Origin of the sequence: Brevibacterium epidermidis NBRC 14811, from assembly GCF_001570805.1 — a bacterium.
GTDB classification, from domain to species: Bacteria; Actinomycetota; Actinomycetes; order Actinomycetales; family Brevibacteriaceae; genus Brevibacterium; species Brevibacterium epidermidis.
Genome location: NZ_BCSJ01000003.1, coordinates 410,874 through 431,669, shown reverse-complemented (window position 1 = coordinate 431,669; position 20,796 = coordinate 410,874). Strand labels below are relative to the sequence as shown.

The window sequence follows — 20,796 nt, the reverse complement described above, 5'->3', positions numbered from 1 at the left end:
TGTAGGAGCCGGGCGACACGGAAGGGTCGAGGTGAGAGCAAACGCACAGCCACCTCGGCGAGGGTCGATCTTGATTCATACCCCATAGGGGTATACAGTGTGACCATGACTGAGCAACATGGATACACCCCGCAGAAGGACGCTCTCACGCGGAGGATGAAGCGGATCGAAGGTCAGGTCCGCGGCATCGGGAAGATGATCGATGACGATAAGTACTGCATCGACATCCTCACCCAGGTCTCCGCCGCGACAGCCGCGCTGCACGCGGTCTCCATCAACCTCCTCGAAGAGCACATCGCTCACTGCGTGGTTGACGCCGCCGGGTCCGGCGACGAAGAGGAAGCGCGGAAGAAGGTCGAGGAGGCATCAGCCGCCATCTCCCGACTCATCAAGAGCTGAGCCGGTCGGCCGCGTCCGCCCGTTCGGGGTGCGACGACGCCTGAGGCCCGGACATCGGGACACTTTCACAGCTGATAGGAGAGCACGATGACGACCACCACCATCACCGTTTCGGGAATGACCTGCGGACACTGCGAAGCCGCAGTCAAGGAAGAGCTCGGCGCGCTGAACGGCGTGACCGAGGTCGCGGTCGACCTCAACGCCGGCGGCGATTCCCCGGTCACGATCACGTCGTCGGACGCACTCGACGACGCGGCGATCCGCGCCGCAGTCGATGAGGCCGGCTACGAGGTGAAGTGATGCCGCGCGAGCTCGAGCTCGACATCACGGGCATGACCTGCGCGTCGTGTTCGGCGCGGATCGAGAAGAAGCTCACCCGCCTCGACGGGGTCACCGCGGAGGTCAACCTGCCGCTGGAGACCGCGCATGTGATCATCGATTCCGAGCTCAGCGACGACGACATCACCGCCGCCGTCGAGAAGGCCGGCTACAGCGCCACGGTGCGCAGCCCCGGCGGAGGCGGCGACGGCCCCGAGATCGTCGACTACGATCCCCGCCATCTGCGGCCGCGCTTCATCGGCTCACTCATCCTGGCGGTGCCGATCGTCGCGATCTCGATGGTCATGAGCTGGCACTTCACCGGCTGGCAGTGGATCGTCGCGATCCTCGCCCTGCCCGTCGTCACGTGGGGTGCGTGGCCGTTCCATTCGGCGGCGTTCAAGGCCGCGCGCGGTGGGTCGACGACCATGGACACTCTGGTCAGCGTCGGCATCACCGTCGCGAGCCTGTACTCCTACTTCACGCTGGGCCGGGCCGTCGCCGATGGCCATGGCTGGGCGATCCCAGGCGATTACCACGTGTGGTTCGAGGCGGCCGCGGCGATCACGGTGTTCCTGCTCATCGGCAAGCTCACCGAAGATCGGGCGAAGAACCGGGCGACGGCCGCGCTCAAGGCACTCCTCGACCTCGGCGCGAAGTCCGCGACCGTTCTGCGCGAGCGCGCTGGCGCGGGCGAGGCCGGTCCTTCGAGCGGGGACCGTGTCGAAGTGCAGGTGCCGATCGATGAGTTGGTCGTCGACGATGTCTTCCTCGTCCGCCCCGGCGAGAAGATCGCCACCGACGGTGAGGTGCTGACCGGTCATTCGGCCATCGACGAAGCGATGCTCACCGGCGAATCCGTCCCGGTCGAGGTCGCTCCCGGCGATTCCGTCACCGGCGCCACGATCAACACCTCCGGTGTGCTCGAGGTCCGTGCCACCCGAGTGGGTGCGGATACGACGCTGGCAGCCATGGCCGATCTCGTCAGTCGCGCGCAGACCGGCAAGCCCGCCGTGCAGCGTTTGGCCGACCGGATCTCGGCGGTATTCGTGCCGATCGTCTTCGGCATCGCCGCTATCACCCTGCTCATCTGGGGCTTCGTCACCGGCGATTGGGCGGCGGGACTGCACGCGGCACTCACAGTGCTCATTATCGCCTGTCCCTGTGCCTTGGGTCTGGCCACGCCGACGGCCCTCGCTGTCTCGTCTGGGCGCGGATCCCAGCTGGGCATCCTCGTCTCCGGACCCGAGGCGCTGGAGTCGACGCGGTCGATCGATACGGTCGTCCTCGACAAGACAGGCACCCTGACCACCGGCGTGATGAGCCTGACCGGAACCGAGCTCTCGCCTGCGGACTTCGACGTCCTGGCCCGATTGGAATCGCGCAGCGAACATCCGATCGCCCGGGCCGTCGTCTCAGCCGCTCCCGAGATCGTCGGGGCGAGTTCGGCGGGAGCCGTCCCAACTGAGTCCGTCTCGACTGAGCCCGATTCGACGGGATCGGCCGAGGAACCGGCCAGGGCCGCCTCGGCGAGGGCGATGGGAACCGCGGTCGGGTCATCGGTCTTGGATTTCGAGAACATCGCGGGCGGCGGACTGAGGGCCACGATCGACGGCACCGAGGTGCTCGCCGGTCGTCCCGACCTGCTCCGGGAGCGTGGAATCGCGGTCGACTTCGCGGCCGATTCCGTGCCGCGCGGAGCCACGATCGTCGCGCTGGCGATCAACGGTCAGTTCCGCGGACTGAGCTTCGTCTCCGACGAGCCGAAGCCGACGGCGGCGGCAGCGATCGCCGAACTGCATTCGCTGGGACTGAGCACCGTGCTGCTGACCGGGGACAACGCTCAAGCCGCCGAGGTGGTCGCCGAGGCTCTCGGGATCACCGAGGTCCGCGCGGATGTCCGTCCGGAAGGCAAGGTCTCCGTGGTCGGCGAACTGCAGGGCCAAGGCCGGGCCGTGGCCATGGTCGGCGACGGAGTCAATGACGCCGCGGCTCTGGCCGGTGCGGATCTCGGCATCGCGATGGGGTCGGGCACGGACGCGGCGATGGCGGCGTCGGACGTCACCATGGTCAAGTCCGATCCGCAGCAGATCCCGCAGGCGATCAGGCTCTCGCGCCGGACCCTGGGGCTCATCAAGGGCAACCTGTTCTGGGCCTTCGCCTACAACACCGCAGCGATCCCGATCGCGGCGTTCGGACTGCTCAACCCGATGATCGCCGGTGCCGCAATGGCGTTCTCGTCGGTATTCGTCGTCCTCAACAGCCTCCGGCTGCTGCGTTTCAAGTAAGCGCGCGGAGGCCGCGAGCATCGCTCACAAAGAAGCGCCATAACTCCCTGCACGAGCAGGGCGTTATGGCGCTTTCGGAGTCTGATGCCTCAGCGGATGACTGGAGCGATCTACCGCATGACTGGGTAGGACTGATTCTGGTTCTGCGTATCTTTGCGCATCATCCAGTTGAGGTAGCTCGTGAAGCCTGACACCACCACGAATGCCGCTCCGGCGTAGACGAAGGCGTAGCCGAAGGCACGGCCGTCCTGCCACGCTCGGGTGACGATGATCGCGAGGACGAGGGTGACGATTGCGCAGACGGCGCCGACCTTGATCGCGTCCTTGTAGGACACTGTGCTGGTGGGCTTGCCGCCTGTGGACTTCTTCTTCGGGGTGTTCGTGGGCGCCATGCCCCTCATTCTACCGGTCGGACCTGAGAGCCGACCCATCCTGTGGCCGAGATCAAACCCAGCCGGCTCGACCCGGAACCTCGATCCCACCGACACCGAGGCGGCCCTGACCGACCGCTCATCCCCACAGCACCGTAGTGGCTACAAGACGCCTTGAAATCAACGGAGAACACGGCAAGCGGCCGATCCGACGATGGCGCTGACTCGCCTGAGCCGATGATCAGGTGGACTACAGGCTCCGAACAGGCAAAAATGAGTGTGTGCCCGTCACCGTCAGACGCGCCTCCGAGGAGGCGCTGTGCTCGTTTCACTCCAGCCAGGCCCCGCCTGGCCGTGAACCATGCGCAGACGCCGTTGCCCAGACAGCCACTTCTGCACGCATCGCAGCAGTCAGCCCCAGCCCCCTCGTCAACCCCCACTCGAAATCCCCCCGTCGCACCGTCCGCGGCTTCACGGCGCTCCTCCTCGCGGCAGCCATGACTTTCACCGTCACAGCATGCGGACCCGATCGCGGCCTCAAGGTCTCGCCCGAAGGCAATCCCTCCCCCTCGCTCTTCGCCCCGAACACCGCGGCCGCCGGCGAGCCGAACGAACCGTTCTCACTCGACGAGGTCCGCAAGGCCATCGAATCCGCGTCGGGAATCGCCGTCACCGGCAGCGCCACGGAGACGGCGAAGGTCGTCGCCGACTGCAAGGACTGCCTGAAGTTCTCGTCGCCGTTCCTCAGCGGCAAACAGAAGTTCCAGCTGGTCACGGTGGCCAACCCCAAACAGCGAGATGAGACCATCGCCGGCGCGGTCATCAGCGAACACGACGGCGAGCCCCGCCTCGAACTCATCGCCACGGGCAATCAGCTCAAGGTCAGCCCCGGCAGAAATGGGACACTGGTGGTGCAGGAGGCCATGTTCGCCGACGGGGACGATGCCTGCTGCCCCTCCGGCTGGTCGGTGCAGGTGTATCGCCTGCACGACGGTAGGTTTGAACCAGGTCAACGCTTCACGCGGCTTAATGGAGAAACGTAATGCATATAGTTCTGGTCGAGGATGACGAGGTCATCCGCGAAACGACGCAGATCGGACTCGAACGCTTCGATTACACGGTCTCGGCATTTGCCGACGGCCGTGAGGGGTACGAGTTCGTCTCCGCCAACGGCGCCGACGTCCTGCTGCTGGACCTCATGCTGCCGACGATGAACGGCGCCTCCATCTGCCGTGCCGTGCGCGAGCGTTCGACGATTCCGATCATCATCATCTCCGCTCGCTCCGATGCCATCGACATCGTCCAGGCTCTCGAAGCCGGAGCCGACGACTACCTCACCAAGCCCTTCGACATGCAGGTGCTCAACGCCCGAATCCGCGCAGTCGTCCGCCGATTCATCACCACCGGCACGGACCGGTTCGGCTACTCCCCCTCACCTGAGGCGGATGAGCATCACGAAACCGTGATCGGTCCCGGAGGCATGGTCACCGGGGACGGCATCCCCGAGGTCCTCGGCGCCAGCCCCGGAATGGACACTCGGGATCGACTGCGAGCGCAGCTCGAATCCGATGACACCTACCTCGGTGCCGGTGGGAAGTTCACCACCGCCCCCGAGGCGGACGACGACGAAGAGGCCATCGGCGGAGCGGTTCCGCCCCGTCCGAGCGGATCCCCCACGGTGGCCGCGGAGTCCTCTGGCTCCAACGGCGGGCTGGGTCCGTTCCGCACACGACTGGGATCCCTCGTCCTCGACACCGGACGGCTCACCGTCGAGGTCGACGGGGAGGAAGTCCACCTCACCCCGACCGAACTGCGTGTCCTCCTGCTGCTGACCGAGCAGCCCGAGCACGTGTACTCGCGGGAGAAGATCGCGTTCACGGTGTGGGGCTACGAATGGGCCGGCGACTCCCGCGTCGTCGACGTCCACATCCAGCGCCTGCGGAAGAAGATCGGGGCGAACATGATCGAAACCGTTCGCGGATTCGGTTACCGCTTCGCAGGCTGATCGCATGTCGCTGCGCTGGAAGATCTCTCTGCTCATCGTCGCCTCGGTGATCATCGCCGTCCTGTCGTGTTCGATCGTGCTGCGCCAATCCGCGGCCCGAGCCGAGGACGACCGGATGCGGTCGACGGTGACCGAACAGCTGACGAACGCGACGGCCATCTTCTCCGAGACCGGGGTGCTCACCCTCAACGCCCGTATCGATGATCCGCAGCTGCCCAAGGAGGCGCGCAAGTCCGCGCTCAAGGGACAGAGCGTGACGATCCGCTCCGAGATCGACGGTGACGAGATCGTATGGGCCGCGGCGCCGATCGAGATCGGCTCGCACACCCAGGTGATCTCCGTACGAGCCTCGACGAAGGACAGCCAGGAGCTCATCGGTCGCATCGACCAGGCGTTGCTGGTCGGCATGATCGGATCCGCCCTCGTCGTCGGCGGCGTCGGCTCGATCGTCGCCGGTCGCATCTCCCGCAGGCTGACCCTCGGTGCACAGGCGGCCCGGAAGATCGCCGCGGGAGACACGACCACGCGCATCGCCGATGTCATCGACGAATCCGACCAAGAGGTGTGGGCCTTCGCCACGGCAGTCGACACCGCGGTGGCCCGACTGACCGAACGCATCGACTCCGAGCAGCGCTTCACCGCCGACCTCGCGCACGAGATGCGCACCCCGCTGACCGGCCTGGTCAACGCCGCGAACCTGCTCGAAGAGGATTCTCGTCCCGCCGAACTCGTCAAGGACCGGGTCGTGCGCATGCAGGTCCTCGTCGAGGATCTCCTCGAGGTCTCCCGCCTCGACGCCGGCCGCGCCAATCCCGAGTTCACCCGCGTCGACGTCGATCAGGCGATCCGTTCCCTGCTGGGCACGATGGAGGCCTCCGGCGCCCTGGCCGGCCACCAGATCGACACCCATCTGGCGGCGCTGAATTCGACGCTGGTCACCGATGTCCGCCGTTTCGAGCGCATCGTGTCGAACCTGCTCGTCAACGCGATCAAGCACGGCGGGGATCCCATCCGCTTGGAGACGAGCACGCGCAGCATCGTCGTCACCGACTCCGGCTCCGGCTATCCGCCGGACATCGTCAACACCGGCCCGACCCGCTTCGTCTCCGCAGGCGGCGGCGGCATGGGCCTCGGCCTCGTCATCGCACAGGGGCAGGCTCGCCTGCTCGGCATCAAGCTGATCTTCAGTAACGATCCCGTCACAGGGGGTGCCCGGACCGAAGTAGTCTTCCCCGACGAAGAAGCCCAGGAACGCGCGCTCCGACAGCACATCGAGAGTCATTCCGAATAACCTCGCCGAGGCGGGTCCCCGTTTTACGTCAGGGCGCTGACCTCGGACGATGCCGAGTTTCCCGGGTTCCCCTGAACCCGGCCTGTGCGTCGGCTGACCGCCTTCGCGTGCGACTCATCACTTAAATATGACAGGTTCTATATATTCCCGTTACACTTTTGTGATGTTGCATTGAAGTCGTCGACACCTCGGCGGTCTTCGCGGAGTCACACCACACGGAGAGTTATGTCAGAGTCATCATCGACCACGGAACCACAGGTGCGTCGACGGGATCTGCACAGGCGTCGCTCATCGTCCCCGTTCTCTCGCGCACACACCTCGAAGCGCGACACCGGGACACCGACCGCCCCCGCAGCCGCTGACTCCACAACGGAGACCCTGTCGCCCAGGCGCGCAGCGATGGCCGCCGAAGCCCGCGCGGCTCAGACGTCCCCGCGTCGGGCCGCAATGGCCCGTGAAGCCGCCGCAGTCCCGGCGACCTTCGGCTCACCGTCTTCTGCATCGGCCCGCCGGGTCAGCGCAGGAGCCGCCGAGAGCCGTGGGTCCGATGGTGCTCTGCTCAAGTCCGTGCGCAAGCGGAAGCTGCGGACCGTGTCCACCCTGGCTGCCGTCTCCGTGGCGGGTGCCGCCACTGCTGTGACCATGCTGGTCAACAACCTCGGCGGAGGTGCCGAGGTCAAGACCGACCCGACCGCCGCCAGTGAACCCGCCGCCATCAACCCGGAGAAGGTCAACGCCGACGTTCCCGAGGTCAAGGGCAAGTCGTCGATGGAGATCGGCGTACCGAGCGCTAAGCAGAAGAAGGTCGAAGCCGCCTCTCGCGCGGTTGAGAAGAGCGCTCTGCCCGGTTGCGATGAGAAGCAGAACTTCGATCAGTCTGCCGGCAACGGCGAGCTGCCCGATGAGTGGCTGTGCGACCTCGGCAAGGAAGACCACCGACTCCGTGCAGATGCCGCCGTCTCCTTCGCGAAGATGAATGCCGCCTACAAGAAGGACACCGGCAAGGAACTCGAGATCACGGATTCCTACCGTGACATGGCCGGCCAGCTCTCTGTGGCCAGCCGGAAGCCGGGACTGTCGGCCAAGCCGGGAACCTCACTGCACGGTTGGGGAATCGCCCTCGACTTGGGCGGTGGAGTCTCCAACAAGACGGGAGCCTGGGGCTGGCTCGTCGAGCACGGTGACGAATACGGCTGGGAGAACCCCGACTGGGCCAAGGCGAGCATGTACGAGCCGTGGCACTGGGAATACACTCCTGCTCGGAGCTCGATCCCCGGCAAGTGACCGAACAGCAGCCCGTCCGGCAATCGCCTCAGCGTTGCCGGATCAGCTGCGCAAGGCCCGTCCGTAGCGACGCCGGTAGACGATCTGTGCGAGCCGGGCGAAGGGCTCACCAAGTCGCCAGATTCCCATCCCTGCCCGCGAGACCGACCTCAGAACCAGGAACACCCGGTCATCGGCGGTGCGGATGAGAATGAAGGACTCCTCTCCTGTGATCGGATGTCCCGGCTTCGTGCCGTAGGTGAAACCGCACCGGTCCTCCGTTTCGAAGACGTCGATGACACGAGACGGCTCGGGAAGGCGGAACGGTCCGAGGCGCACACGGATCGTCGGCTCCTGCCCCCGCTCCACGCGAGGCGGCCGATCACCGCTTCCATCCACACCGATGTCGAAACCGCTGCGGATCTTGACCTCCCAGTGCAGCAGCTCCTCGGCGCAACGATCAAATGTGTCCCGGCCACGGCCGACGAAGTACGCGGATTCGAAGTGACGGTATCCGTCGGGACGCTCCAGCCACCTCGGCGAGAGGGGATGCGTCAGCGTCTCCGGACGTTCCTGTGCATGTTCGGCCATGCCTCCAACCTAACGGACGCGGGCCGGGCGACTCACAGTCCGGACGGCCTTGCAACGGCGGACGGGCCGCCACGTATGATGCCAGGGACAGCGGACGTCAATCGAATGTCCGCTCAATGACTGAGCCAGGATCAAAGGAGAACCACGTGCGCACAATCAACGGCATCGACGAGTTCGAGTCGCTCATCGGCCAGGAGCTCGGCTCCTCCGAGTGGCTGACGATGGACCAGGACGCCATCAACGCCTTCGCCGACGTCACCGGCGACCACCAGTGGATCCACGTCGACGAAGAGCGCGCAGCCGAGGGCCCCTACGGTGCGACGATCGTGCACGGATTCTTCACTCTCGCGTTGATCCCGAAGTTCTCCTCCGAGGTCTTCACCATCGAAGGCGTGGCCATCCGCGTCAACTACGGGCTCAACAAGGTCCGCTTCCTTCAGCCCGTCGTCGTCGGCTCGCGACTGCGCGGAAAGGTCGAGGTCAAGGACGTCATCCGCGGCGAGAAGGGCACGCAGGTCATCCTCAAGCAGACAATCGAGATCGATGGCCAGGAACGACCTGCCTGCATCGCCGAGGTGGTCACCCTCCTCGTCGAGTGAGGCTCGCCGCTCAGCTGGGGCGGTGAGCGTCGAGCTGCTGGGCGACGCGGATGTAGCCGAGGTGTGAGTACGCCTGCGGGTGGTTGCCCAAGTGCATCTCGGCGACGGGGTCGTACTCCTCCGACAGCAGTCCGGTGGGTCCAAGCAGGTCGTCGACCTGCCGGAACAGATCCCAGGCATCGTCGATGCGGCCGACCTTGATGAAGGCTTCGATGAGCCACGTCGTGCAGATGTGGAATCCGCCCTCGAGTCCGGGCAGCCCGTCGTCATACCGGTAGCGGAAGACAGTCGGGCCGACGCGCAGTTCGCGCTCGATCGCGTCGACGGTGGACACGAACCGCGGGTCGTCGGCGTCGAGCAGCCCCGAGAGGCCGACGAACAGCGCCGCCGAGTCCAGGTCCGTTTCACCGTAGGCGACGGTGAACGCCCCGACCTCCTCGTTGAAGCCATTGGTGAGCACGTCGTGGGCGATCTCCTCACGAAGCTGCCTCCACGCACCGGGCGGCTCCCGGTCGAACCGGTCCGCGATCCGCAGCGCCCGATCGACCGTCACCCAGCACATCACCCGCGTGTACACGTTGTGCTTCGGCGCACGCCGGGCCTCCCAGATCCCGTGATCGGCCTCGAACCACCGTTTGCCCACGGCTTCGACCATCTGACAGGTGAGAGTCCAATAGTCCTCGGGCAGCTCGCCGAGGTGGTCGCTGAGTTCGTCGAGGAGCTCCGTAACCGGGCCGAACACGTCCAGTTGGACCTGATGTTCGGCGGCATTGCCGACCCGCACCGGCCGTGATCCGGCGTATCCGGGAAGGTGGTTGAGCACCGCCTCGGTAGTCAGCGCCGAACCGTCGACGGCGTAGAGCGGATGAAGCTGCTCGGGAGAGACCGTTCGCTCGAGGATGCCGGAGAGCCAGGAGAGGAAACCTTCGGCCTCACCGGTGGATCCGAGGGCCAGCAGGGCCCGAACGGTCATCGACCCGTCGCGCAGCCACGTGTACCGGTAGTCCCAGTTGCGGACACCGCCGATGCCCTCGGGCAGGGAGGTCGTGGGGGCGGCGAGGACTCCGCCGGTGGGTTCGTGGCACAGGGCGCGCAGGGTGATCGCGGAGCGGATGACCTCTTCACGGTGGTGGCTGGGCAGGGTGAGCGAGTCGACCCAGTTCGTCCAGAAATTCAGCGCGCGTTCGCGCACATGATGCTCGCCGCCGGTGGCCATATATCCGGCATCTCCTGTGCCCGATCCGCAGGCGAGGACGAGGACGACGGATCCGCCGGACTGCTGCGAGGGGACGACGGTCGCCTCGGCAGTGTGGGAGTCTCCGTTCTCGATGATGTCGAAGTCGATTCCGGGGGCGTGGAGTTCGATCGGCTCGGCAGTGCCGAGCACCGCCACACCATCATCGGACCGGGTCATGCGGGTGGGAACCGTGGCGTAGTCGAGCCTGGGTGCGAAGCGGATGCGGGTCGGGGTGTCGCCGGTGAGCACACGGACGACGATCGTGTCATCGCTGTGCCCGTCGACGGGAGCGAGGTAGTCGACACAGCTCAGTCCGGCCCACCGGGTCTCGAGCAGGGTCGAGTTCCCGAGGTAGCGCTGGGTCAGCGGGGCGGCCCCGTTGGCCGGTGCCACGGCGAAGAATCCTGCCGCCTCGGAGCCGAGGATCTCGGAGAACATCGACGCCGAATGCGGCAGCGGGTGCGGCATCCAGCAGATGCTGCCGGTGGGGTCGATGAGCGCGGTCGACTGTCCGTTGCCGATGAGGCTGTGCCGCTGGATCGGGGTGGCGCGGCGGCCGAAGAGCCAGGACTTGCGCAGCTCGAACAGGGCACTGAGGACGGTGGAGACCTCGGCCGGTGAGTCCAGCCGGAAGTCGGCGTGAGTTGGTGCGGTCTGAGTTCCGACCTTGAGCCCGAGGTCATCGGCGCCGAGGGTTTCGAGAGCGAACTCGTCGGCGGTGTCATCGCCGATGAAGACGACGGCTTCCGCCCCTGTCTGGCTGCGCAGACGGGTCAGCGCGTCGGCCTTCGACGACGGTACGACGGACAGGTCGATGACCTGCTTGCCGCGGGTGGGGTGGATCGGGTGGTCGTCGGCGAGCTTCTCGACAGCGGCTTCGATCTCCCGCCGGCCGGCCTCGTCGAGTCCGCGCAGGTGCACGGCCGCGCCGGTGGTCTTGTGCTCGATGACATCGCGCGGCAGGGCGCGGGTGAGGTCGGCGCGGAAGTCGGCGAGGACCGCCCGCTGCTCTTCGGTGAGCGTGTCGATGGTGAATGTGTCGGTCTCACCGCCGTGAGACCCGAAGAGGTGGACCTCCCGGGGCAGGCGCGACATCGCCGCGAGGTCGCGCAGGCTGCGACCAGAGATCACCCCCGCCGAGGTGGACGGCAGCAGGGCGAGCGCGCGCAGAGAGTCGACCGAGCTCTCCAAGGGAAAGGCTTGGCTGGGGACGTCGACGATGGGGGCGATCGTCCCGTCGTAGTCGGTCGCCACCAGCAGGGATGGGGAACGGGAGAGCGCGAAGAGGCGCCGGAAGAGGACGGGGTCGAGTGCTCGGCTCGCTTCGGCCAAGTCGCCCAATAATTCGGAGGACCTCACCGAGGCGGCAATGGTGGCCAATCGGGATTCGGTTGCGCTCTCGTGCTCGACAGTGCTCATCTCACCTCGGATGTCTCGGTTGGCTCGGGTGCCGGTCAGGGCTCTTTCGTCACGCGGGTGTCGCTGTCCGGATCGTCCGGATCGTCCGGATCACCGGAATCGGCCGTGCGATCGGCCGCGCCGTCGGGGTCCGTTGAGTCGGGCGTGTCCGCGGCAGCGGACGAGCTCGCAGCGTCGGTGGCGTCAGCGGCCCCCGAGGGGGCAGCGTCGGCGGGGTCGGCCGCCTCGGCGGGGGTGTCGATCTGCTCAGGCAGTGCACCGAGCTTCGCCAGCTGGCGACCCTTGCTCAGGCGGGAGTAGCCGCCGATGATGAAGATCACGCCAGCGATAAGGGTCGCGGCTCCCGTGAAGCCGAGGATCGACAGGGCCTCCATGCCGTCGCCGAAGACGAGGATGATGCCGAGCAGGACGTGGACTCCGGAGGCGATGAGGAAGTCCGAGGCCATGGGCTGGGATCGCAGCTGTCGGTAGGCCCAGAATTCGAGGGCACCGTGCAGCAGGGCCCAGATGCTCAGGGCCGCACGCAGTTCGGCGGGGTGGTCGGCGAAGAACAGGAAGACGATGGCCGGGATCGCGATGACGGCCTGACCGAAGATCGCGGTGCGCACGTTCAACGGCGAGCGTACGGCCTGGAAGACCAGAGCCAGGGCGAAGAGGATGAGGTAGCCGATGGCGAGGTGGTCGACGACCTCGGTCGGCATGCTCAGCTGCAGCGGATTGCTCGAATCGCGGGGCCAGAAGACAGTGACGATGCCGAAGGCGACGCCGAGGATTCCGCGCACGACCATGGGCCAGCCGAGTCGGCTCGCTGCGGCAATGGCCTGCGGGGCGGCCTCGGTTCGCGGGGGTGTGGATTCGGTGCGCGGATCTTCGGTACTCATCACGGCACCAGTCTAGGTCGCCAGCCTGAGTCTGTCCGGTCAGCGTCGGCTCAGGGTCGGGTACGCCACACCGCTGTGCATTTCATGTATTTACGTAATTACGTATTTACTGTACTGTCGAGGTATGGAATCAATTCCTTCGGCCGAAGAACGCCTCTCCGCTCTCGAACAGCGCGTCGCCGAGCTCGAGGCGGCGGCCGTTGCGCCACAGCAGACCGTCGCGACGTCCGGTACTGCGGAATCGCCAGCACGGTCCGACGAAACGGGGGCTGCCCTGCCGGGCGACACGGAGACGTTTTGGGCGCTGCATGGGCTCGTCGACCACCTCGGCAGGGAGGGCGGAGTCACCTACACCGGGTACACGACTCCGCCGGGCGGCACCGATCCCGTGGCGTGGCAGATGGGCCTGTCCAGCGCGGGCCTGGCGCAGATCGATTTCGCCGAGGCGGCCGGATCGTTGGCAGCCCTCGGTCACCCGGTGCGCCTGCAGCTGCTCCAGGCGATCTACGAGGGCACGAGCACCGTGGCCGAGCTGGGCAAGGATGAGCGCTTCGGCACCTCCGGGCAGATCTACCACCACGTCCACGCCCTCGCCGGAGCCGGTTGGCTCGAGAGCGCCCGCCGCGGGCACTGGCGTGTGCCTGCTCAGCGGATCGTTCCGCTGCTCACCCTCGTCCTCATCGGAACGCACTGACTCCACCCCTGAACAACAGGAGGAACGATGACCGAAATCGACGTCAACCGCACATCCGCGGCTGCCGGACGACCGCCTCGGCTAATGGGAATTGCCCTGCTTGCCGCCGCTCTCACGGCCGCAGTGCTTGCCGCAATCACCCCGTGGCCACGCGGATTCCAAGGCGCGCCGACGGGTGACGCCGAGCTGATGGCTGAGCTCGAGGACGCGCTCGGCAGTCAGCATTGGCAGCATGTGGCCGCCGCTCGCGTCAACGGTGACGAGGTGACCTTCGCGGGCACCGGAGCCGATGAGCACACGGAGTTCGAGATCGGATCGATCACGAAGACGTTCACGGCCGCCCTCTTCGCCGATGCGATCGACCGGGGCGAGGTTGAGGCGGACACCCGCCTAGGCGAGGTGTGGCCTGATTTGGAGGGGAAGGTCGCCGAGGTGACGCTCGAGTCGATTGCGATGCAGCGTTCCGGTCTGCCCTCCCAGGAACCCGCTCCGAGCTTCAGCGACGGGGTGATGAGCGTGCTGTCGAACTACCTCCACACCGACCCCTATCGCGGGGACGCCGGGGACATCGTGGCCAGCCTCGATGACGTGGAGGTCGGTGAACCCGAGCCCGAGTATTCGAACTTCGGGTTCGCCGTTCTCGGCCAAGCACTCGCCGAGGCGGCCGGGCAGAACTATGCCGAGCTCGTCCGTGACCGCCTCACCGAGCCGCTGGGAATGAAGGAGACGTTCGTCCCGGACTCGGCCGATGGGCTGTCCCACGGGTTCACGGCATCGGGGCTGCCGGCCGCCCCGTGGACCCTCGGTGGTGCGGCTCCGGCCGGGGCGATCCGGTCGACGACTCATGATCTGGCGATCTGGCTGCGGGCCGTCCGTGACGGGAACGCCCCCGGCGCCGAGGCGGCCGAACCCCGTGCCGATTTCGAGGATGACCGCATCGGCTGGGCGTGGTTCACGACGACGCACGGCGACTCGACCATCACTTGGCACAACGGCGGCACCGGCGGCTACCGGTCGTTCCTCGGCTTCGACCCGAAGTCCGGAGCCGGGATCATCGTGCTCAACGACTCCGCCAATGACGTCGACGCGGCCGCCGCACTCGTCGGGGCCGAAACTTCAGCGAAGGGAGGACGCTCATGAGTCCCGAACTCGTCTCAACCGTCATCGGAGCACTCATCGTCGCCTGGGGCGCGTTCACCGCGTGGCGAGCTCCCCGCGCGGCGTCGCGGATCGGGCTGCTCTCGGGGATGGTGACGGCGGTCGTATTCGTCCTGCTCATCCGCCTCATCACACCGTTCGGCGGGTGGAGCGAGTGGTTCATCTATGTCTGGCTGGCAGGGATGGCCGTCATCGTCGTCTCCGTCTTCAGGGCCGCGCTGACCTGGTCGGACCTGCCGTGGCGGGCCGACGATAGGAAATCACGCCGGAATGAAGCAAGCGGGCTCGGCTTCTCCGCCCTGCTCGCGCTCCTCATCGCCGGCGCCCTCGTCCTCCCCGGGCTCTTCCTCTGACGGAGAGTGCCCGGCTCCGCGAACGGCCGACCGCGGCGGGCTGCGTAGGCCGGCAGCGGCCCGCATCGGGCTCTACGTGCCCTACTGCCCCTTGACCGTCAACGTGCCGCCGCTTTCGGAGACGTCGTACTTCGGCAGCGGTTCCTCGGCCGGACCGGACATCACCTCTCCGGTGGTCACCGAGAAGTTCGAGGAATGGCACGGGCAGATGATGGCCTCCTCGGTGACCCGGGTGACCTGGCAGCCCTGGTGGGTGCACACCGATGAGAACGCGAAGAACTCGCCTTCCTTCGGCTGAGTGATCACGTACGTGTCCTCGATGACGGTGCCGGAACCGACGGGAACGTCGGAGGTCGGCAGGCTCGCATCCTTCGTCGGCTCCGCCTCCTCGTCGGACGAACACGCCGAGGTGGCCGCCACGGAGCCGCCGATGACCGCCACCGTTCCGGCCACGCCCGCCGTCTTCATCATGCGGCGCCGGCTCGGATCCGCCAGTGCGGCCTGGTCGGCTTCGGCGGGGCTGTTCGGGGTCGTCGTCATCGGAATCTGCTCCTTCTCGCGGGTGCGCACAATCCGCCATGTGCTCACGCAGGCATGGGCTTCGCAGTTCCAGCGTACAATCGCAGTCGACTCACCGCCTGCAGACACCTGTCAGGTTCGAGTGGCACCGGCCCGATCCTCGGACGATCGGGTGAACGGGTGCGGTGGGCCGCCTCGGCGAGGGACGATTGCGGACGGAAAAGAGGTGCGGCAGTGGCCGACGAAACGGCGGCAGCTCACCAGCCGCGTCCGGAACCGCGCGTCGCGACGGGATGGGGTCTGGCCGCTTCGGTGTACGTGTTCACCGTCGTCATGATGGGCACCACCCTGCCGACGCCCCTTTACCCGCTCTATGAGCAGCGATTCGATTTCGGGACGGCGTTCACCACTCAGCTCTTCGCGATCTACGCGGTCGGGGTCATCGGCGCGCTCGTCGTCTTCGGGAGGCTCTCCGAGGGACTGGGGCGGCGTCCGATGCTCAGGCTCGGGGTGGTCTTCTCGATCGCCTCGGCGACCCTCTTCCTCATCGGCTCCCACACCGGGTTGCTGCTCACCGGCCGGGTCCTGTCCGGGCTGGCTGCGGGGATCTTCACGTCCACGGCCACCGTCACCGTGCTCGAGAACGCCCCTGCCGGACGCGAACGGCTCGCCGGTTCCCTGGCCACAGCGGCGAACATGGGCGGGCTGGGGCTCGGAATCCTGTCCTCCGGACTGCTCGCCCGCTTCGCTCCCTCTCCCCTGCTCACACCGTTCCTCGTCAACGCGATCATGCTGGTCATCGCCGGGATGGCGCTTCTCCTCGTCCGGGATCGGACGCGGGGCGGGGCAACGGCTGTGCGACTGCAGCTGCCGGGGATTCCCGCCTCGGCGAAACGGATGTTCCTGGCCGCCTCACCTGGGGCGATCACCGGATTCGCGGTGTGCGGGCTGTATTCGGCGATCGCGCCGAGCTTCATCGGACAGACCCTGCACGTGACGTCGACCGCGGTCACCGGCACCGTCGTGTTCCTCCTCTTCGGGGCCTCCGCGACCGCGCAGGTGCTGCTGCGCGAGATCAGCGACCGCCGGCTCATCGTCGGCGGGACCGTGACCATGATCGTGAGCATGGGCGCGCTCGTGTTCGCGATCATGGCGGGGTCCCTGCCGGTGCTCATCGCCTCCGCGGTGCTGGCAGGGGCCGGGCAAGGACTCGTGTTCATGACCGGGATGCGCGCGATCACCGCGGTGACCGCACCCGAACGCCGCACCGAGGCGACCACCTCGTACTTCATCCTCGCCTACGTATTCATGTCGGTGCCGGCCATCGGCGCCGGATTCCTCGCCGCCACGGTGGGACTGGCGAACGCGACCGTGATCTTCGCCGTCGCGGTAGCCGTGGTGTGCGTGTTGGGACTCGTGGCGGCCCGGAGGTTCTCAGTGCAGTAGGGCCAGAGCTCCCGGGTGGTGGGGCCGTGCGGGGCCGCGGTCGTGCGGTGCGAACGTTCGAGTCAGTGACGTGAACTAGGGTGGGTGCCATGACCTCCGCAGCCACAACCTCCGCCCTCGATGTCCTCCACGATGTCTTCGGCTATGAGGAGTTCCGGGGTCAGCAGGCGGCCATCGTCGACCAGGTCGTCGGCGGCGGGGACGCGGTCGTGCTCATGCCCACCGGCGGCGGGAAGTCCCTGTGCTACCAGATTCCGGCCCTGGTCAGACCAGGTACCGGGGTGGTCATCTCCCCGCTCATCGCACTCATGGCCGATCAAGTCGCGGCCCTGGAGAACCTCGGCGTGCGGGCGGCCTATCTCAACTCGTCTCTCGATTTCGAGACCGCCCAGCAGGTCGAACAGCAGCTGCTCGCCGGTGAGCTCGACCTGCTCTATCTGGCGCCCGAACGCCTCGTCCTGCCGCGGACCATGCGACTGCTCGTGCAGGCACAGATCTCACTGTTCGCCATCGACGAAGCCCACTGCGTATCCCAATGGGGCCATGACTTCCGCAGCGACTATCTGGGACTCGGCGTGCTGGCCGAGCAGTTCCCCGATGTCCCGCGCATCGCGCTCACAGCCACGGCCACACCGGCGACCCATGCCGAGCTCACCGAGCGCCTCCACCTCCAGGATGCCGAGCACTTCGTCGCGAGCTTCGACCGACCGAATATCACTTATCGGATCGAACCGAAGGCCTCGGCGAGGTCACAGCTGCTGAACTTCATCACCACCGAACACTCCGGCGACTCCGGCATCGTCTACTGTCTGTCCCGCCGCGGTGTCGACCAGCTGGCCGAAGCGCTGGCAGCTCGCGGCATCACCGCTCTGCCCTATCACGCAGGGCTGCCCGGTGAGGTGCGCGCGGAGAACCAGGCGAGATTCCTCCGCGAAGACGGCATCGTCATGGTCGCCACGATCGCCTTCGGCATGGGCATCGACAAACCCGATGTCCGCTTCGTCGCCCACCTCGACCTGCCACGGTCGGTCGAAGGTTACTACCAGGAGACCGGTCGCGCCGGCCGTGACGGACTGCCCGCGGATGCGTGGATGGTCTACGGACTCGGCGATGTCGTCTCCCAACGCCGCCTCATCGAATCCGGCGAGGGCGACCAGGTGTTCAAACGCCGTCAGATGAGCCACCTCGATTCGATGCTCGCCCTCTGCGAGACCGTCGACTGCCGACGCGTCCAGCTGCTGCGCTACTTCGACGAGGAATCCGCACCGTGCGGCAACTGCGACACCTGCATGACACCCCCGGTGACCTGGGACGCCACCGTCGCCGTGCAGAAGCTGCTCTCGGCCGTCATCCGACTCGACCGAGAACGCGGGCAGCGTTTCGGATCGGGCCAGGTCATCGACGTGCTGCGTGGCAACCACAACGACCGGTCCCGAGCCTCGGACCATGAGAGCCTGAGCGTCTGGGGCGTCGGCGAAGACCTGTCCGAGAGTCAGTGGAAGACCGTCATCCGCCAGGTGCTCGCCCGCGGACTCCTCGAATCCCACGGTGATTACGGGGTGCTCGTGATCGGTGAGGCCGCCGGCCCCGTCCTGCGCGGAGAAGAGGAGATCTCACTGCGCGTCGACCCGGTGAAGAAGGCAGGGGCGAAGAAGGCCGGATCCCGTCGCCGAGGCGGCCGCGAGGTCGAGCTCGACCCCGCCGATGCCTCCCTGTTCGAGGCCCTGCGCTCCTGGCGCGGAGAGCAGGCGAAGGAGCAGGGCGTGCCCGCCTACGTCGTGTTCCCCGATGCCACGCTCTACGGCATCGTCGAGGTCAAACCGACGACGATCAGCGAACTCGGCCAGGTCAGCGGTGTGGGCTTGAAGAAGCTCGACCGCTATGGCGATTCCGTGCTCGAAGTGCTCGCCGCCCACGCTGGCTGACTCAGCCTTCGGCGAAGGCCTCGGGGCCCTGTTCGGCTGCCGTCGGGTCCATCCACATGAACTCGAGGATGTTGCCGTCGGGGTCGGTCATGCTGATGCCGTACATGAACCCGAGGTCCTGAGGTTCTTTGTTCTCCCCGCCGCCGGCGTCGAGGATCGAGGCGCGCATTGCGTCGACCTCGTCGCGGGATTCGCGGCTGATGGCAGTGAGCGCCTGAGCTGTGGTGTGCGGGTCGGCAATCGGTTTGTCCGTGAAAGTGGCGAGGTAGTCCCGGGTGAGGATCATGAAGAAGATGTCGTCGGTCCATCTGATGCACGACGCATTGTCATCGGTGAACTCGGGCACCACCTCGGCGCCGATGGACTGGTAGAAGGTCTTGGCACGCTCGAGGTCGGTGGTCGGAAGGTTGACGAAGATCTGGGTCATAACTGCTCCCTTGCAGTGACGGCGACGCATCAGCGGATGCGAGCCCAGACGAACCATGACAGCCGGACGGCTGAACGATGGGAGTCTGATTCTCTCCGCACACCCACCCCAAGTCGACACCCTGCTACCTGACGGCGGCCCAGCAACCTGGCGCGAGGTTGCTGGGCCGCCGTCGGGTAGTTCTGGGAGGGAAGTGACGGGGTAGCCTGAGAAGCGCACGGGCCCACCGGCCCTCTCGATTACTTGGAAGGCGACGATGACGACTCCTGACCCGGTCTCCACCACCTCGGCGATCACCCGCGCGAACTGCGAACAACGCGATGCGAACGATCCCCTGCGTGATTTCCGCGACGATTTCCTGCTCCCGGAAGGCACGATCTACCTCGACGGGAACTCGCTCGGTCCCCGCACGAAAGGCGCGGCCGAGCGCGCCCAGGACGTCATCGCCGACGAATGGGGCACCGGCCTCATCGGGTCATGGAACTCCGCCAGCTGGTGGGACCTGCCCGCTAAATTGGGTGAGAAGATCGCCGGGATCGTCGGCGGCGGGGCCGGGTCCACCGTCGTCACGGACACCACCTCGATCAACCTGTTCAAGGCCGCCTCGGCGGCGCTGAAGATGCAGGCCGAGGACTCCCCGGACCGGCGGGTCATCCTCACTCAGCGGGAGAACTTCCCCTCCGATATCTACATGCTCGAAGGATTGGCCGAACAGCTCGGCGACGGATACAAAGTCCGCCTCGTCGACGATGAGGAAGTCACCGCAGGGTTCCCGACGACGATGTCCGACGAGGTGGCCCTCGTCGTGCTCACCCACGTGAACTACCGGACGGGTCGTCTCTTCGATATGGGCACGACCACCTCGGCGATCCATGCCGGCGGGGCCATGGTCATCTGGGACCTGTGCCATTCGGCGGGTGCTCTGCCCATCGATCTCACCGGTTCGGGTGCCGACATGGCGATCGGCTGCACGTACAAGTTCCTCAACGGCGGGCCCGGCTCACCGGCGTTCATCTGGGTCGCCGAGGCGCTGCAGAACCGATTCAGCCAACCCCTGTCGGGGTGGTGGTCTCATGCCCAACCGTTCGAGATGGCCCCGGACTATCGACCGGCCGACGGCATCCGCCGGTACCTCACCGGAACGCAGGGTATCTTGTCGATGTCGGTGGCGGAGCTCGGCCTCGACATCCATTCTCGGGTGGACATGAACCTGGTGCGGGAGAAGTCCCTGGCCTTGTCCGACCTGTTCATCGACCTCGTCGATGAGCGTTTGGCCGATCACCCGGTCGAGGTCGTCACCCCACGTGAGCACGCTCATCGCGGATCCCAGGTCTCGATCCGGCACCCGGAGGGGTTTGCGGTGATGAGCGCACTCATCGAGCGCGGAATCATCGGCGACTACCGCGAACCGGAGGTGCTGCGGTTCGGGCTGACCCCGCTCTATATCGGGTTCACCGAGGTGTGGGACACCGTCGAGGCCCTGCGCGACATCCTCGACAACCACCTCTGGGACACAGACGCTCACAAAGTCCGCGGCGCCGTCACCTGATTACTACCTGACGGCGGCGCAGCAACCTGGCGCCAGGTATCTGGGCCGCCGCCGTCACCTGCG

At 66.6% G+C, this 20,796-nt stretch carries 20 protein-coding genes; 14 read left to right on the top strand and 6 right to left on the bottom strand.

Translation table 11 applies throughout. From position 1 onward, the window contains the following. Window positions 1-105: 105 nt before the first annotated feature. The 3 genes from BEP01S_RS03615 to BEP01S_RS03605 all read left to right on the top strand — a co-directional run bounded on the left by BEP01S_RS03615 (window position 106) and on the right by BEP01S_RS03605 (window position 3,005). A complete protein-coding gene (locus BEP01S_RS03615; RefSeq protein WP_039211903.1) occupies window positions 106-399 on the top strand; it encodes a metal-sensitive transcriptional regulator in 294 nt (97 codons plus the stop codon). A gap of 87 nt (window positions 400-486) precedes the next feature. Further along, window positions 487-699 (top strand): heavy-metal-associated domain-containing protein, encoded by a 213-nt coding sequence (locus tag BEP01S_RS03610; protein WP_062240611.1) that lies wholly within the window; start codon window positions 487-489, stop codon window positions 697-699. Further along, window positions 699-3,005 carry a heavy metal translocating P-type ATPase gene (locus BEP01S_RS03605; RefSeq protein ID WP_062240610.1) on the top strand — a complete coding sequence of 769 codons (2,307 nt, stop codon included), beginning with the start codon at window positions 699-701 and terminating at the stop codon, window positions 3,003-3,005. Before BEP01S_RS03610 ends, BEP01S_RS03605 begins: the two co-directional genes overlap by 1 nt. 110 nt (window positions 3,006-3,115) lie before the next feature. Here BEP01S_RS03605 and BEP01S_RS03600 read toward each other — a convergent pair whose 3' ends face one another. Then, window positions 3,116-3,397, bottom strand: a complete 282-nt coding sequence (locus BEP01S_RS03600; RefSeq protein ID WP_062240609.1) for a hypothetical protein — start codon at window positions 3,395-3,397, stop codon at window positions 3,116-3,118. Window positions 3,398-3,657: 260 nt separating this feature from the next. Here BEP01S_RS03600 and BEP01S_RS03595 point away from each other — a divergent pair, with 260 nt between their 5' ends. The 4 genes from BEP01S_RS03595 to BEP01S_RS03580 all read left to right on the top strand — a co-directional run bounded on the left by BEP01S_RS03595 (window position 3,658) and on the right by BEP01S_RS03580 (window position 7,956). Further along, window positions 3,658-4,419, top strand: coding sequence for a hypothetical protein (locus BEP01S_RS03595; RefSeq protein WP_244882040.1), 762 nt, complete (start codon window positions 3,658-3,660; stop codon window positions 4,417-4,419). Beyond that, the gene (locus BEP01S_RS03590) at window positions 4,419-5,381 is read left to right on the top strand and encodes a response regulator transcription factor (protein WP_062240608.1); all 963 of its coding nucleotides are present in this window, start codon (window positions 4,419-4,421) and stop codon (window positions 5,379-5,381) included. Before BEP01S_RS03595 ends, BEP01S_RS03590 begins: the two co-directional genes overlap by 1 nt. A 4-nt stretch (window positions 5,382-5,385) precedes the next feature. Then, window positions 5,386-6,672 carry a sensor histidine kinase gene (locus BEP01S_RS03585; RefSeq protein WP_039211894.1) on the top strand — a complete coding sequence of 429 codons (1,287 nt, stop codon included), beginning with the start codon at window positions 5,386-5,388 and terminating at the stop codon, window positions 6,670-6,672. 225 nt (window positions 6,673-6,897) lie between these two features. Further along, window positions 6,898-7,956, top strand: coding sequence for a M15 family metallopeptidase (locus tag BEP01S_RS03580; protein ID WP_039211892.1), 1,059 nt, complete (start codon window positions 6,898-6,900; stop codon window positions 7,954-7,956). A 42-nt stretch (window positions 7,957-7,998) separates the two neighbouring features. On the opposite strand, the gene BEP01S_RS03575 is transcribed toward BEP01S_RS03580, so the two are convergent. After that, on the bottom strand, window positions 7,999-8,526 hold the full coding sequence (locus BEP01S_RS03575) for a DUF1990 domain-containing protein (protein WP_062240606.1): 528 nt from the start codon (window positions 8,524-8,526) through the stop codon (window positions 7,999-8,001). A gap of 146 nt (window positions 8,527-8,672) precedes the next feature. Here BEP01S_RS03575 and BEP01S_RS03570 point away from each other — a divergent pair, with 146 nt between their 5' ends. Beyond that, the gene (locus tag BEP01S_RS03570) at window positions 8,673-9,125 is read left to right on the top strand and encodes a MaoC family dehydratase (RefSeq protein WP_039211887.1); all 453 of its coding nucleotides are present in this window, start codon (window positions 8,673-8,675) and stop codon (window positions 9,123-9,125) included. A gap of 10 nt (window positions 9,126-9,135) precedes the next feature. Here the strand turns inward: BEP01S_RS03570 and otsB are convergent, their stop codons facing one another. Then, window positions 9,136-11,781 carry a trehalose-phosphatase gene (otsB, locus tag BEP01S_RS03565; protein ID WP_062240605.1) on the bottom strand — a complete coding sequence of 882 codons (2,646 nt, stop codon included), beginning with the start codon at window positions 11,779-11,781 and terminating at the stop codon, window positions 9,136-9,138. A gap of 35 nt (window positions 11,782-11,816) precedes the next feature. Continuing rightward, window positions 11,817-12,662, bottom strand: coding sequence for an HdeD family acid-resistance protein (locus tag BEP01S_RS03560; RefSeq protein WP_244882049.1), 846 nt, complete (start codon window positions 12,660-12,662; stop codon window positions 11,817-11,819). Between the two features lie 124 nt (window positions 12,663-12,786). On the opposite strand from BEP01S_RS03560, the gene BEP01S_RS03555 reads away from it, so the two are divergent. From BEP01S_RS03555 to BEP01S_RS03545, 3 genes are read left to right on the top strand one after another with little or no spacing between them, the layout of a single operon-like run. Further along, on the top strand, window positions 12,787-13,356 hold the full coding sequence (locus BEP01S_RS03555) for an ArsR/SmtB family transcription factor (protein WP_062240604.1): 570 nt from the start codon (window positions 12,787-12,789) through the stop codon (window positions 13,354-13,356). A gap of 27 nt (window positions 13,357-13,383) precedes the next feature. Further along, window positions 13,384-14,496, top strand: coding sequence for a serine hydrolase domain-containing protein (locus BEP01S_RS03550; RefSeq protein ID WP_062240603.1), 1,113 nt, complete (start codon window positions 13,384-13,386; stop codon window positions 14,494-14,496). Next, a complete protein-coding gene (locus BEP01S_RS03545; protein ID WP_062240601.1) occupies window positions 14,493-14,867 on the top strand; it encodes a hypothetical protein in 375 nt (124 codons plus the stop codon). The genes BEP01S_RS03550 and BEP01S_RS03545 overlap by 4 nt, the downstream gene beginning before the upstream one ends. Window positions 14,868-14,948: 81 nt before the next feature. Here BEP01S_RS03545 and BEP01S_RS03540 read toward each other — a convergent pair whose 3' ends face one another. Continuing rightward, the gene (locus BEP01S_RS03540; protein WP_157070505.1) at window positions 14,949-15,455 is read right to left on the bottom strand and encodes a Rieske (2Fe-2S) protein; all 507 of its coding nucleotides are present in this window, start codon (window positions 15,453-15,455) and stop codon (window positions 14,949-14,951) included. 165 nt (window positions 15,456-15,620) lie between these two features. On the opposite strand from BEP01S_RS03540, the gene BEP01S_RS03535 reads away from it, so the two are divergent. After that, window positions 15,621-16,832, top strand: a complete 1,212-nt coding sequence (locus tag BEP01S_RS03535) for an MFS transporter (RefSeq protein WP_062240599.1) — start codon at window positions 15,621-15,623, stop codon at window positions 16,830-16,832. Between the two features lie 89 nt (window positions 16,833-16,921). Next, a complete protein-coding gene (gene recQ / locus BEP01S_RS03530) occupies window positions 16,922-18,757 on the top strand; it encodes a DNA helicase RecQ (protein ID WP_062240597.1) in 1,836 nt (611 codons plus the stop codon). Window position 18,758: 1 nt separating this feature from the next. On the opposite strand, the gene BEP01S_RS03525 is transcribed toward recQ, so the two are convergent. After that, window positions 18,759-19,184 carry a VOC family protein gene (locus BEP01S_RS03525; RefSeq protein ID WP_062240596.1) on the bottom strand — a complete coding sequence of 142 codons (426 nt, stop codon included), beginning with the start codon at window positions 19,182-19,184 and terminating at the stop codon, window positions 18,759-18,761. A gap of 256 nt (window positions 19,185-19,440) precedes the next feature. On the opposite strand from BEP01S_RS03525, the gene kynU reads away from it, so the two are divergent. Then, window positions 19,441-20,733, top strand: a complete 1,293-nt coding sequence (gene kynU, locus BEP01S_RS03520; RefSeq protein ID WP_083532498.1) for a kynureninase — start codon at window positions 19,441-19,443, stop codon at window positions 20,731-20,733. Window positions 20,734-20,796 lie beyond the last annotated feature (63 nt).